Below are 14,371 nucleotides of genomic sequence, written 5' to 3' on the forward strand. Positions count from 1 at the left end.
TTTTTTATAGAAATAGAAAATATGTTCATAGGTACGTAAAAATAACTAGAGACAGACTCCAGCCCGCATGGATTCGAATACTATAGCAGGGAGTCTGTTTTTTGGAATGAGAATAAGTGGCTTGATAATACTCACTTGTGCTGATGCATTTGCATATAAATAACCAATGGATTTGGCTTTTTCGGTATTAAGGCATAAAAGGTAGCCGTGGGTGGTGCGTAGAAAGGGGAAAGGTTATGGGAGCCGTTACCCTACCATTAGATGAAAAGGAATCTGAACAAGAAGAACTGCAAGGTCTTCGCGAACAACTTGTCAGTGTTGATCACAGATTTGCGCCTTCCATCCTCTTGGAGACGAATGACGATCAGATCCAAATATCTGGGGCGATACGTATGTCTTCAACGCTCTACACATTAAACAACGAAAAACACGTAGAGAAACTAAAAAGTGCAAAACAACATCATGACATTCTTCAATTACATGGGCTTCAGGTGGTAGGTAGCAGCCGGCAGTTTCTTCGTGAATACGTATTTAGTATTTTTCAGACGAAAGTACTTAGTGTTTATCGTTCGAAGGAAACGAGTGTTTGGTTAAGTCAATCCAAGAAAAAGCAAAAAGTGAAGAGAAAAACGTATGTAAGGGTTACCGATCCGGATCATGATCGGGAAATCAAGCGCGTACAAAAGGTAGCCGTTCGGGCTTTATATGCGACGGGATTGGATTATGGAATGGTAACCTGTGGAGTAGGTACAAGTAAAAAGATATCGATTGTTCAGGTCGACCCTAGTCCTAAGTTAAATGAAGATCTAGAGAGGCTTTTTATTAAAGCCGTATCTGATTATCGCAAAAATCTTAGGAAGTCAAGCACCACACTTAAGCCGATTATGTTAGGTGCCGATCCGGAGTTTATTATGGTTACTCCAAAAGGAAATTTGATTGTCGCATCGAAATATTTTCCTATACAAGGGAAAATAGGGTGTGATGCGGCATGGTTAGGAGATAATCGAAGTCATAAGCCTATTGTGGAACTCAGGCCAGATCCTACGTCAGACCCCTTACGGTTAAGTATTCGCGTCTATCAGTGCTTGCTACATGCTGCGAAGAAGGTGCAACATGTACAATGTAAATGGTTAGCAGGTGCCCTCCCTTACCCCAAATACCCGATTGGTGGTCATGTTCACTTTAGTGGGATCGAGCCTAGTTTTCAATTACTCAGGGCTTTAGATAATTACTTAGCTTTGCCGCTAGTAGTATGTGAAGATCCTAGAGGGAAGGATCGGCGTCCCAAATATGGATTCCTCGGAGATTATCGCATGCAGGAGCACGGTGGCTTTGAATACCGAACTCCACCTAGTTGGTTAATAACCCCTGTTCTAACCAAAGGTGTGCTGGTTTTGTCGAAAATTATTGCTGGAAATTTCGAACAATTGATGTATAATCCGTTAAGTGATCCTGATATACAACAGGCATACTACGATGGAAATAAAGCAGTGCTAAAAGAATGGATTCCAGATCTATGGCAAGATATAAAACGTTTAGATGATTACGAAGCATATCAAAATGTGATTGATGAGTTTTTTTCATTCATCCAGCAAGGGAAGACGTGGGATGAGTCAGCGGACTTACGGAAAGCTTGGAGACTTCCTCCATATCATACAAAGAAAAGGTAACATAAGGCATTGAAGGGAACCTATGGTATGTTATAGTTGTTCCCTTTTTCTATGCATGTTACAATAAGTAAGATATAGAATTGATAGAATAATAGCCGGAGGAAGAGAGATTTGGCTAAATATACTCCGATGATTGAACAGTATCTTAAGATTAAGGCTCAAGCACCCGATGCCTTTTTATTTTTTCGCTTAGGGGACTTCTATGAGTTATTTTTTGAAGATGCTCAATTAGCTGCAGAAGAGCTAGAGATTACATTGACAGGGCGAGGTGGAGGAACAGAAGAGCGAATTCCGATGTGCGGAGTTCCGTATCATTCTGCTAATACCTATATCGAACGCCTAATTGAAAAAGGTTATAAAGTCGCTATTTGTGAACAGGTAGAAGATCCATCCTCTGCCAAAGGGGTTGTAAGAAGAGAAATTATCCGTTTCGTCACCCCAGGGACTGTGATGGAAGAATCAATGCTGACCGATCAAGAAAATAACTTTCTTGTATCTGTTGTACAGAGTCATTCTCTATATAGCTTATCGGCTGTGGACTTATCAACAGGGGAGATTCATCTTACCGAATTACAGGATTTGTCCTCGTTATTAGATGAAATCTTGTCTTATCAACCTAAAGAATTATTAGTCGAACATGCTTTACTAGACCGAGAAGATATAGGAACGATGTTGCAAAAGCGATATCGTGTAGTGGTGACACCGTTTTCTGTGGAGGAGACGCAATTTGAGGGTCTGCAGAAGAAGGTGGAGGGCCAGTTTCCTACTTTTCATCAAGAATGCTCTACTGTTGGCTTAAAAAAAGGTTTAGTTACTTTGTATGCATACCTACAAAATACACAAAAACGATCTTTAGGCCATCTACAAAGGCTGCATCGATATGATGCTAAGCAGTACATGATGTTGGATGAAGTGGCTCGACGTAATCTGGAATTGACGATTACGATGGGAGAAGGGAAGAAGCGCGGTTCCCTATTAGGATTATTAGATCAGTCGGTTACCGCTATGGGAAGCAGGCTATTAAAAAAATGGTTGGACAAGCCTTTGCTTCGTATAGAAGAGATCCAAAACCGACAAGACGTTGTAGCTGCCTATCTGGAGCATCTGTTGTTATTAGATGATGTTCGGGCGGGATTAAAGAATGTATATGATTTAGAACGTTTAGCTGCCCGGATTTCTTACGGGTCTGCTACTGCTCGGGATCTAGTGGCCCTACACCGCTCACTCGTAGCAATCCCTGATTTGAAAAATTTGTTACGTCAGTTGCCGTCGAAACGGATTCATTCCCTTCTAGTAGAGATAGATGAATGTGTAGATTTACAGACATACATATCAAAAGCGATTGTGGCTGACCCCCCTCTCTCTGTAAAAGAAGGAGGCATCATCCAGGCTGGTTATCACGAACAGTTGGATCAGTATCGTGACGTCCAGAAAAATGGAAAACAGTGGATTGCTACATTAGAACAACAAGAACGTAATCGAACAGGAATTAAGTCTCTCAAGATTGGTTATAACCGTATATTTGGTTATTATATTGAGATTTCCCGTTCGAATTTACGAAATCTTCCAGAAGGATTATATGAACGAAAACAGACTCTTGCCAATGCAGAGCGGTTTATTACACCTGAGTTAAAGCAGAAAGAACAATTGATTCTCGACGCTTCTGAGAAGTCGATGGATTTAGAGTATGAGCTGTTTTGTGGAGTGAGAAATCATCTCGCTACCCATATTGGACGACTCCAGAAGCTGGCCGAACAGATTGCTGAATTAGATGTACTTCATGCATTTGCAAAAGTTTCTGCCGAGGGGCAGTATGTACGTCCAGAAGTGCATGCAGGGGATGAAATGGTTGTCGTGGCAGGGCGACATCCAGTGGTTGAAGCACTTGCACGCGATGATCAGGAGTTCATCGCAAATGATGTGGAACTAAATCATCAATCTCGCCAATTGTATCTCATTACGGGGCCGAACATGGCTGGGAAGTCCACCTATATGAGACAAGTGGCTTTGATTACGATTTTAAGTCAAATTGGATGCTTTGTTCCGGCTCGGTCTGCACGGATTTCGTTAACAGATCGGATCTTTACACGAATCGGGGCTGCAGATGATTTAGTAGGTGGACGGAGTACGTTTATGGTAGAGATGGCTGAGACGTGTCAAGCACTGCGAGAAGCGACATCCCGTAGTTTGATTCTGTTGGATGAAGTAGGAAGAGGTACATCCACTTATGATGGCTTAGCTCTTGCTCATGCTATTGTAGAATATATCCATGATCATGTGGGGGCGAAGACTCTATTCTCGACTCATTATCACGAGCTGACACAATTAGACCAAAAACTAGAACGTCTTGTAAATGTACATGCAAAATGTATTGAGAAAGACGGGAAAGTTGTGTTCTTACACCGCATTGTCTCAGGTGGAGCGGACCGAAGCTATGGAATCCATGTTGCCGAGCTAGCTGGGCTACCTACCACTGTGATTCAGCGTGCGAAAGTGATCTTAGAGAGGCTTGAAGTTGGCAACTCGGAGTCTGCTGTCGCATGTGCGGCTTCCATTCAAGTCAATAGCGGACATATCCCAGAAATCCATGAAGAACCGATCGTCTATCAAACAGATGATCCAGATGGACAATTAAGTTTGTTTGATTTTGGTGGAGCTGCGAAAAAATCGCGAGAGCGGGAAGTTGCTCATGAAACAGAACGAGAAATAGTAGATGCAGAACAACGATCAGAGGCTAAATGGTCTTCGAGTCGTCCTGTAGCAGAGGAAGAAGTGTTATCTGCTATATTACAATTTGATCTGATGAATCAAACACCATTTCAAACGATGCAGTTTGTTTTAGAGCTAAAGAAAAAATTATTGAAATAGCTAATTGGGGCGGGCAGATGGTAGGAACCAATCTCTCGTTCCTTTGTTTATGAGAGGGGGATATGTACATGGGGAAAATTCGTGTGTTAGATGAGCAATTGGCGAATCAGATTGCCGCAGGGGAAGTAGTAGAACGTCCTGCTTCCATCGTGAAGGAGCTAGTAGAAAACGCGATTGATGCCAAGGCGGATAAGATTACGGTGCAGTTAGAAGAAGGCGGTATTTCATATATTCGCGTTTCAGATAATGGTTCAGGGATGGAGCGAGAAGATGCAGTAATCGCCTTTGAACGACATGCTACTAGTAAGATTCAGCGTGAACGAGATCTATTTCAAATCCAGACACTTGGGTTTCGTGGGGAAGCATTACCTAGTATTGCATCTGTGGCGAAGGTGGAGCTGAAGACAGCTGAAGACGCTTCTGAACTCGCCACTTTATTAACAATTGAGGGCGGACAGTTATTACACACAGAGGATACTTCTCGTTCTAGGGGAACGGATGTAGTAGTGCGTGACTTGTTTTATAATACGCCTGCTCGCTTAAAATATTTGAAGACCGTCAACACAGAAGTAAGTCAAGTAGCAGATGTAATGGGCCGGCTTGCTCTTTCTTGCCCGGATCTTTCATTTACGCTTATTCATAATGGAAAAGAGCTTTTCCGAACACCGGGAGACGGGAAATTGCTTCATGTGATCCATGCTATCTATGGGAAACAAGTTGCTTCTCAGATGATGCAAGTAGGTGGAGAAGATGGAGATTTCCAATTAAGTGGGCTTATCTCTAAGCCGGAGTTGACTAGATCGAATCGCTCCTACCTCTCTATTATCCTAAATGGTCGCTATGTAAGGAGTATCTCTATCTCTCAATCGATCCTTAGGGCATATGGTACGCTCCTGCCAAATGGGCGTTATCCGATTGGTGTGATCCAAATGAGGATGGACCCCAAACTGGTAGATGTAAATGTTCATCCGACCAAATTAGAAGTTCGTTTAAGCAAGGAACGTGAACTATGTCAATTAATAGAACAGTCCGTTCAAAGTGCTCTTCATAAGCAAAGGCTCGTACCACAAGCTATGGGAGCTGCAACGATAAAAAGTGTCGCGCCGAAGCCAGAGCAATCTGAGTTATCTTTTACACCTGCTCGGTCAAACGAATGGGAGGTTCAAGAGAGGGCTTCTCTATGGCATGATAATCCACAAACGAAAGTAGAAGAGAAAAAAGTGATAGAGAGACAACTGGTTCAGGAGAAATTTTCTCCTCCTCCATATGTGAATCCAATACCAGACCCAGTAGAAGAAAAGATCGAGCCAGAGTTGCCAGACATCGTGGAACAAGCAGAGTCTCGAAACTTGAATACGATAGATGAGTCAATAGAGGCTACGAACTCACGTTTTCCGCTACTGTTGCCACTGGCTCAGGTACACGGAACCTATATTGTTGCCCAATCAGATGATGGCTTCTATCTAGTAGATCAACATGCCGCCCATGAAAGAGTTTATTATGAAGTTTTTTACCACAGAATGGGCGAAAAAAATAGAACACAACAATCGTTATTAATTCCGTTAACGATCGAATGTACGATTCCAGAAGCGAAGATATTAGAAAATTATTTAGAAGAACTGCAAGACTGGGGCTTGGATTTGGAGCCGTTTGGGGGAAATACGTTTATGATTCGAGCGTATCCAAGTTGGTTTCCCAAGGAAAATGAAGTGGACTTGATTCATGAAATCATTCTCTACTTGAAGGACCACGGCAAAGTTGATGTGGCGGTATTACGAGATGCCTCCGCGAAGATGATGTCATGTAAAGCGGCGATCAAGGCGAATCGCCATCTTAGGCATGAAGAGATGGAGTCTCTTTTTCACCAGTTATCTGAGTGTGAAAATCCGTTTACATGCCCACATGGGCGCCCGATTTTTGTCCATTTTACAACGTATGAGCTAGAAAAGATGTTTAAACGAGTGATGTAATAACAAGTGTTGCAGTCACTTCTATTCACCTGATAAACCCGAGTTTTTTTAGGAGCTGTCAAAAGAGGAATCAGGTGAATAGAAGGGGCGTTGCAAACAAATGGCAAACAAGAAGTGAAAAAGTAGTGAAGTCGAGATATTCAATGATATGTATATAGTAATTGATAGGGATTAGTGATACTATTACCAAAGTAATATAATTACTTGATAAAAATCTAATTAAATCAAATGATTATATTGCAAATCTACTAAAAAAAGGGAGAGAGTTGCCGTATTTGTATTCAATGTATCCGAAAATAAACGGTTTTACATGTTTTTTAGAATATTATAAAATAAAGGCAACGAGATAATATGACGTTGAAAAGCAAACGAATATTGAGTGTATGCATGAGTGTATTCATGGTATCTTCCATCGTAATTCCTATCCATGTTTCTGCACAGTCAAAAGTAGAAGTAACTACTAAACAGTGTCTTTCTAAAAGACCATTGGAGTTTAGAGAAGAATGTAAGTCAGAAGCTGACGAGTGGGGAAATGAGTTATTTAGCTTGTGGAATAAACTTGCTCCACAAGTAGAAAAAGATATAGTAAGAGGATATACTATGGCAGATTATAGTGCTATCAATGGTTATCTTCGTTCTAACTTTTTTGAGGGCCTAGATCAAGCAAAAATCGAAAAAAGCATTAAACATATGGACAAGGCTTTTTCTAGAGTAAGACTGTTTCAAGATACGATCGTATATCGTCGAGTGAGCGAGCGAGCATTTGGATTACAAAATGGTGATCTAATTAACGACGATTCCAAGATAAATATGGATCGTTTTGAAGGGTTCAAAACTTTGTTTCAAGGAAAAATGAAAAAAGATCCAGCGTATATGAGTACTAGTATTATGAAAGATGTGGCAGGTGGGTTTAGTGAGTTACCTATTTTAATGAAAATTCATGTTCCACAAGGAGTTCCAGCTATGTATTTAGCACCTTTAAGTAATTTCCCTGACGAAATGGAGTTGCTTTTACCGAGAAATCGAACATATAAAGTTACCAATATCTCGCCAGTAACTGAAAAAATAAGTGAAAAAGACGAGGAAGGAAAAACGATCGAAAGAGATAGAGAATATGTATTGGTAGATATTGATATTTTAGACATACCGTCTAATTATAGAGAGAAACGTTCTCTTGATAACAAAATATTTGAAGACCGCCTACCATCCTTATCAAAATAAGGAGTAAAACCAACTGACTGTAGACAAACCACTTCTGAAAATTTCAATAGAGGTGGTTTTTGTATGAATTTTCACTTCCCTCGGGGTATAGTCCAGCGCATCCTAAGTAGGATCGGAAATATATCTAACAGGCCGATTGGATAGAAGACTGGTATTCGTGTATACTTCAAAAGATAAAAAACACTATAATCCCTTAGTATCGAAGCGAGTGATGTAAAATATTATTTGTAAGCACTTCTTTTCACCCAGACGATGTATTAGTAAAAGAGGCGAAGCAATTGGCGGGAGAGTTAGCTGTTCCGTATAAAGAACGACATCGCCTATCACTCCCCGGTTTATTTGACCAAGCAGACCGAGATGAAGTGATTTTAATAACGAAAAAAGGTTGGCGCTATGAGCGAAAAGACGGTCATTCATTTCATTTCCATCCCAACACTTCAGCACTTAGAATCAAAAATTTAGCTCGTGGCGAATCGGATTCATTGGTGAAGTTTGCCGAGCTACGATCGGGGGACCACGTTCTCGACTGTACGTTGGGTATGGCTTCTGATGCGATTGTGGCAAGTTATGCAGTTGGTGATTCAGGGCGGGTCGTTGGTTTGGAGTCGCAACCTGTTTTAGCACAGATGGTAAGGCAAGGCTTGAAGACCACGATTACGAATCGAACCAGGTTAGATGCTGCGATGAGAAGAGTGGAAGTGGTCGGTCAAGATTATCGCGATACTCTTCCCATTATGAAAGATGATTCTTTTGATGTGGTTATCTTTGATCCGATGTTTCGCTCTACTATTAAGTCTTCTTCTGCGATGCAGGTGTTAAAACCACTTGCGAATCCTGTACCACTTGATCAAGAATCTGTTCAACACGCTGTTCGAGTTGCTAGGCGGTTGGTTATGCTAAAAGAGAGACCCGATAGCGGAGAGTTCGAGCGATTAGGATTCACGATTGTAAAAGCATCTTCGCAATTTGCTTGGGGAGTTATACGAACATCCCAGACAACATAAGTTTTTTATGTAAATAAGTTTGCTTCACAAACAAAAAACAGAGAAATAGAGGAGTTAAAAAGTCAAAAGTGGATATAACATGGAGAAAACTCACATCCGAAGATGAAGTCTTCATTCAGAAAGTATTTGAGATTTATGATCAATCATTCCCTGACGAGGTGAGGGAGTCACACGATGTATTTTATCGGGGTTTAGTAAGTCAGAAATCCTCCTTTCCAGACTCATATACATTTCTAGTAGGATATCAAAATGAGAATGAAATCTGCTCTCTTGCTACTGCCCATTATTTTTCAAAATTGAATATGGGGTTTGTAGTTTACCTCGCAACGAATCCACACATAAGAAGTCGTGGAATAGGCAGTATGACGCTAAATAAAATAGAGGAAATTCTGATGAATGATGCAAAAAAAGCAGGGTACCATTCTCTAAAAGGAATTGTATTGGAGACTGAGAAGGAAGAATTGTCGCATACAGAGCTTGAGAAGCGGAATTGCACGCGGAGAAATCGCTTCTTTGAAAAGAATCAATTTATAAATCTGAAGAATGTCAAATATCTACAGCCACCGTTAAAACAAGGCGATCAACCTGTTCCGCTGCATTTGCTTCTGAAACAGTATGAGGAAACAGTGGGTTATGATGAGATTGAAAGGATGATCGAAGAAATATTTAAGAAAAAATACCAAGAAATGAATCAGATCCATGTAAAAGTACTGGAAGAGTGTCTTACGTCAATGAGGTTAGATTAGGGGTGTAGTTACGATGAAGCCTAACTTGTTGGTAATTGTGGGCCCTACTGCTGTAGGGAAAACGTCTTTAAGTCTATCATTAGCTCAAGAGTTTCATGGAGAAATCATATCGGGGGACTCGATGCAAGTTTACCGTTATATGGATATTGGAACAGCAAAAGCGTCGCAGGAAGACAGAGAACTCATTCCTCATCATCTCATTGATCTGTATGATCCCGACTACTCTTTTTCAGTGCAGGAGTTTCAGAAAGTGGCTCGAGAATCGATTGCCGAAGTAACCCGTCGAGCTCACCTTCCTATTTTAGTAGGTGGAACGGGTTTATACCTGGATTCGGTTACTCATAACTATCTCATGCCAGATGTAAAAGAAAACCCGAGTTTGAGACAAAAATTAAGAGAGTTAGCAGAAAAAAAGGGGAATGATGCGCTGCATAGACGTTTGCAAGAAGTAGACCAGGCATCAGCAAAGAAATTACATCCAAATGATCAGAAACGGTTAATCCGGGCTTTAGAGGTGTATGAACAGACAGGCAAGTCGATCTCACAACTAAGTAAAAAGGGAGAGTCGCCGTATCGATCCTTATGGATTGGTCTAACGATGCCCCGGGATTTACTATATGAGCGAATTAATGGGCGGGTTGATTTGATGATAGAGCAAGGGCTAGTAGAAGAGGTACAAATGTTGCGTCAAAAGGGGTATCAAAGGGCTGCTACTTCGATGCATGCGATCGGTTACAAGGAGATTTATCGCTATTTAGATGGAGAATGGTCTTTGGATGCTGCCATTGAACAGATTAAAAAGGGATCTCGTAATTATGCGAAACGGCAACTCTCATGGTTTAGGCGATCAAGTGAGATTTTTTGGTATGATGTAACGAAAAAAGGAATCTTTGAAGAAATTAAAGAGCAGGTGGCAGGAAAGTTTCCAGAGTACAGAGAATAAATACCTGACTGATAAACATAGGAGGTACTTATTTTGAAACAAGCCATTAATATCCAAGATACATTTTTGAATCAGATTCGAAAAGAATCAGTACCTGTAACCATTTATTTAATGAATGGATTTCAATTAAGAGGTGTCATTAGAGGTTTTGATAACTTTACCATTGTGATCGATAGTGAAGGTAAGCAACAAATGGTTTATAAGCATGCAATCTCTACGTTTACACCAGCGCGTCCTGTATCTCTTATGTCCCAAGAAGATAAAGAAGTAGAAGTCAAGTGAGAAATTATCACTTGGCTTTTTTCTATTATCACCAATAAATGGGCATATGCGTATACATAGACAGAACAAATAGCCCAGATGAGGTGAACTTCATGAGCAGGAGAGTCCTTGAGGTGCAAGATGAGAAACATCGAATCCAAATCGTGTTTGATCGAAAACAGAGCGCTGCTATCTGTTCCCTTCCTGCTTGGCAAGAGGAAACGCCTGTCGGTTTAAAGAAATGCTTCGACCAATTGGATCAATTAGTAGGATTAACCCAAGTGAAGGCCTTCGTAAAGGAAATATATGCATGGCTGGAAATCGGTAAGAGAAGGCAGGCCGCTGGTCTAAGTAGTGAGCAGCAAGTTCTTCATATGGTATTTACTGGGAACCCTGGAACGGGTAAGACAACGGTAGCGAGAATTATGAGCAGTTTGTTTCGGGAAATGGGGATGTTGTCAAAAGGTCATTTAGTGGAGGTAGAGCGGGCTGATTTAGTGGGGGAGTACATCGGACATACTGCTCAAAAGACGAGAGAGCATGTAAATAAAGCACTTGGTGGAATTCTATTTATTGACGAAGCGTATTCATTAGCTCGTGGTGGGGAAAAAGATTTTGGGAAAGAAGCTATTGATACCCTTGTAAAAGCAATGGAGGATCATAAGAATGATTTTATCTTAATTTTAGCAGGATATTCATGGGAAATGAGTAATTTTTTAAGCTCCAACCCTGGATTGCCTTCTCGATTTCCTGTTCAGCTTGAGTTTGCGGATTTTTCGATTCAACAACTACTTGAAATTGCTGAATGTATGACGAATGAGAGACAATACCGTCTATCTGTCGCGGCAAAAGAGAAGTTGCGAAGCCATGTTCAACGAGAAATGGAGCGTTTAGATCGCCCTTTTGGGAATGCTCGTTATATACGTAATTCGATTGAACAGGCCGTTCGCCAACATGCCGTTCGGTTGCTACAAATGCCTTATGCAAATCGAAACGACTTAATGACCTTGCGTTCAAATGACTTTCAGTTAGACGAAGTCGAAAAGAAAACACCTATTCACTCATGGTATAATTAACATATTTCATTGTTTGTTGGAAGGATGGATACCAATCGAAGGAATCGTAGAGAGGGAACGGGCCATACTTGTGAGTTGTGGTTCTAAGTTGCATGAATGGGAGCTTCGTTCTTCTTTAGAAGAATTAGCGGGTCTAGCGGAAACGGCCCACGCAGAGGTAATGGAACAGGTGATTCAGTTTCGCGATCGAAAGGATCGTGCGTGGTTAGTTGGAAAGGGAAAAGCAGAAGAGATCGCGCAGTTAGTAGAGGATCTAGAGGCTGACTTGGTCATTTTTGATCAAGAATTAATTCCTTCCCAAATCAAACATCTAGAGGGGCTAATTGATGCGAAAGTGATTGATCGGACACAGTTAATCCTCGATATATTTGCAGGGCGAGCACAGACGAAAGAAGGTCGTCTTCAAGTTGAGTTAGCTCAGCTCCAATATATGCTACCAAGACTGGTAGGAAAGCGCAGAGAGCTATCTAGACTGGGCGGCGGGATTGGTACACGAGGCCCTGGTGAGAAGAAGCTTGAAACGGATCGAAGACATATCAGGCGACAAATTGATATTTTGAAACATGACTTAGAAGAAGTGCGCAAACATCGCAGGCTTCACCAAGCAAGACGAAAGAAACAAGCCGTGACACAAGTATCGCTCGTAGGTTATACAAATGCAGGGAAGTCTACATTACTCAATCAGTTAACAGAGTCGGAAGTGTTAGCAGAGGATAAATTATTTGCCACCTTGGATCCGACATCGCGTAAATTGGATCTTTCTAACGGGCAAGAGGTTTTGTTGACGGATACGGTTGGTTTTATCCGCAATCTTCCGCACCAATTAGTAGCTTCTTTTCGTAGTACTCTTGAACAGGTGACAGAAGCTGATTTGCTACTACATGTAGTGGATGCAAGCCATCCTGAATCATCAGAACAAATGAAGGTAGTGGAAGAGGTTCTCGAAGAATTAGGAGCGGCACATATCCCAACACTGATTGTTTTTAATAAAGTGGATCAAATGGTGGAGCGATCGACCCAGGATGAATTGGGAGAGCGAGAAGGCAACCGAATGATGATTTCCGCCTTTAATCAATCTGATTTAGAACGCCTAAAAGAAAAAATAGAAGAGCTTCTCTATCAACATGATTTTAAAGGGACGGTTTCATTCTCTGTTGAGAAGGGGGACTGGATTTCTGCGCTATATCGTCATGCAGAAATCTTACATAGCGAGACAGAGGATTTAGAAATTTCGTTTCAATACCGTCTCCCGAGGAATAAATTGAGCTCTCTTCCGAGGGATTTGCAAGAGAAGATGCAAATAAAGTAGGTAGGTAAGTAAACAAATACACAATAGAAACGGTGTACATATGGAGCTAAAACATGAAACATGGATTCAGGAATTACAGTCTAAAGTAAGAAAGCAGGTAGGGCCTATTATGGGTCAAATCGAGGAACGCGTCGATATGCATCAGTGGCGCGTTCTTAATGCGTTTCGCAAACATGCTGTGAGCGATTATCATCTGCACTCGTCTACAGGATATGGGTATGATGATGTGGGACGGGAAGTGCTTGAACGGATTTTTGCCGATTTGTTTGGGGCTGAGATGGCATTGGTCAGATCCAATATTATTTCCGGTACACATGCGATTGCGAGCAGTTTATACGGAAACCTGCGCCCGGGTGAAGAGTTGATTTATCTTACTGGAACCCCTTATGATACACTCCATAAAGTGATTGGTAAGGAGAGGGATGGGACAGGCTCTTTGGCGGACTATGGAATTCGATATCGAGAAATCCCTTTGCTAGATGATGGGGATATCGACTGGAACACATTTAGGAAGTTTGTTAGTGCAAGCACGAAAGTAGTTGCTATTCAGCGCTCTCGTGGCTACGCGGATCGACCTTCTTTTACCATTGCACGCATTCGAGACATGATTTTACAAATTCGTGAAATAGCACCTCAAGCGGTCATTTTTGTAGACAACTGTTATGGGGAGTTTGTAGAGAACTTGGAGCCGACACATGTCGGGGCTGATATTGTAGCGGGTTCACTCATCAAAAATCCAGGCGGGGGCTTGGCAAAATCAGGTGGATATATGGTCGGGAAGAAGAAGTTCATCGAAAAGGCGGCTTCACGTCTCGTTGCCCCGGGTATAGGGGTAGAAGGTGGGGCCACTTATGGGTATCAACGGGACTACTATCAAGGACTGTTTTTAGCACCTCATGTAGTGGGGGAAGCATTAAAGGGCGTGGTATTTGCTTCTGCGATGTTAAAAGAAGTTGGCTTTCAGACTACTCCAAGATGGGATGAACCGCGAACGGATATTATCCAGCAAGTTCGACTGGGGAGTGCCGAACTATTGATTGCTTTTTGCCAAGGTATTCAAAGTGCGAGTCCAGTGGATGCCCACATTACTCCGATTCCGGCAGAGATGCCAGGATATCAGGATCCTGTTATTATGGCAGCGGGAACATTTGTCCAAGGGGCAAGTATTGAGCTATCTGCTGATGGACCGCTTCGTGAGCCTTACATTGCTTTTCTTCAAGGTGGACTTACTTATTCGCATGTAAAAATTGCTATTTTACAAGCGTTAGATCGAATGAGAACAACGGGTTCGCTCCCAGTATAA

General features: G+C 41.6%; 11 protein-coding genes. All 11 read left to right on the forward strand.

The genetic code is table 11. From position 1 onward, the window contains the following. Positions 1 to 236: 236 nt before the first annotated feature. The 11 genes from BLU58_RS10150 to BLU58_RS10200 all read left to right on the forward strand — a co-directional run bounded on the left by BLU58_RS10150 (position 237) and on the right by BLU58_RS10200 (position 14,371). Positions 237 to 1,670: a putative amidoligase domain-containing protein gene (locus BLU58_RS10150; protein WP_093292100.1), complete on the forward strand. Its 1,434-nt coding sequence runs from the start codon at positions 237 to 239 to the stop codon at positions 1,668 to 1,670. Between the two features lie 111 nt (positions 1,671 to 1,781). Next, positions 1,782 to 4,538 carry a DNA mismatch repair protein MutS gene (gene mutS, locus BLU58_RS10155; RefSeq protein ID WP_093292101.1) on the forward strand — a complete coding sequence of 919 codons (2,757 nt, stop codon included), beginning with the start codon at positions 1,782 to 1,784 and terminating at the stop codon, positions 4,536 to 4,538. 68 nt (positions 4,539 to 4,606) lie between these two features. Continuing rightward, a complete protein-coding gene (gene mutL, locus BLU58_RS10160) occupies positions 4,607 to 6,508 on the forward strand; it encodes a DNA mismatch repair endonuclease MutL (RefSeq protein ID WP_093292102.1) in 1,902 nt (633 codons plus the stop codon). Positions 6,509 to 6,907: 399 nt separating this feature from the next. Beyond that, positions 6,908 to 7,729: an ADP-ribosyltransferase gene (locus tag BLU58_RS10165; protein WP_255404673.1), complete on the forward strand. Its 822-nt coding sequence runs from the start codon at positions 6,908 to 6,910 to the stop codon at positions 7,727 to 7,729. Positions 7,730 to 8,007: 278 nt separating this feature from the next. After that, positions 8,008 to 8,733 (forward strand): class I SAM-dependent methyltransferase, encoded by a 726-nt coding sequence (locus tag BLU58_RS10170; RefSeq protein WP_176786608.1) that lies wholly within the window; start codon positions 8,008 to 8,010, stop codon positions 8,731 to 8,733. Positions 8,734 to 8,801: 68 nt separating this feature from the next. Further along, entirely contained in the window at positions 8,802 to 9,479 is a 678-nt protein-coding gene (locus tag BLU58_RS10175; RefSeq protein WP_093292105.1) for a GNAT family N-acetyltransferase, read from the forward strand. 13 nt (positions 9,480 to 9,492) lie between these two features. Then, the gene (miaA, locus tag BLU58_RS10180) at positions 9,493 to 10,422 is read left to right on the forward strand and encodes a tRNA (adenosine(37)-N6)-dimethylallyltransferase MiaA (protein WP_093292106.1); all 930 of its coding nucleotides are present in this window, start codon (positions 9,493 to 9,495) and stop codon (positions 10,420 to 10,422) included. Between the two features lie 33 nt (positions 10,423 to 10,455). Further along, positions 10,456 to 10,704, forward strand: a complete 249-nt coding sequence (gene hfq / locus BLU58_RS10185) for an RNA chaperone Hfq (protein WP_072329815.1) — start codon at positions 10,456 to 10,458, stop codon at positions 10,702 to 10,704. A 92-nt stretch (positions 10,705 to 10,796) separates the two neighbouring features. Then, entirely contained in the window at positions 10,797 to 11,759 is a 963-nt protein-coding gene (locus tag BLU58_RS10190) for an AAA family ATPase (RefSeq protein WP_093292107.1), read from the forward strand. Positions 11,760 to 11,829: 70 nt separating this feature from the next. After that, positions 11,830 to 13,068, forward strand: a complete 1,239-nt coding sequence (gene hflX, locus BLU58_RS10195) for a GTPase HflX (RefSeq protein ID WP_255404675.1) — start codon at positions 11,830 to 11,832, stop codon at positions 13,066 to 13,068. Positions 13,069 to 13,108: 40 nt separating this feature from the next. Then, positions 13,109 to 14,371 (forward strand): methionine gamma-lyase family protein, encoded by a 1,263-nt coding sequence (locus BLU58_RS10200; RefSeq protein ID WP_093292109.1) that lies wholly within the window; start codon positions 13,109 to 13,111, stop codon positions 14,369 to 14,371.

The organism is Thermoactinomyces sp. DSM 45892 (assembly GCF_900107305.1).
In the GTDB taxonomy this organism is placed as follows: Bacteria; Bacillota; Bacilli; order Thermoactinomycetales; family Thermoactinomycetaceae; genus Baia.

Coding starts and splice junctions, on each gene's coding strand:
- BLU58_RS10200 (WP_093292109.1), top strand. CDS start 13,109: ATGGAGCTAAAACATGAAACATGGATTCAGGAATTACAGTCTAAAGTA.
- mutL (WP_093292102.1), top strand. CDS start 4,607: ATGGGGAAAATTCGTGTGTTAGATGAGCAATTGGCGAATCAGATTGCC.
- BLU58_RS10150 (WP_093292100.1), top strand. CDS start 237: ATGGGAGCCGTTACCCTACCATTAGATGAAAAGGAATCTGAACAAGAA.
- miaA (WP_093292106.1), top strand. CDS start 9,493: ATGAAGCCTAACTTGTTGGTAATTGTGGGCCCTACTGCTGTAGGGAAA.
- BLU58_RS10190 (WP_093292107.1), top strand. CDS start 10,797: ATGAGCAGGAGAGTCCTTGAGGTGCAAGATGAGAAACATCGAATCCAA.
- BLU58_RS10165 (WP_255404673.1), top strand. CDS start 6,908: ATGGTATCTTCCATCGTAATTCCTATCCATGTTTCTGCACAGTCAAAA.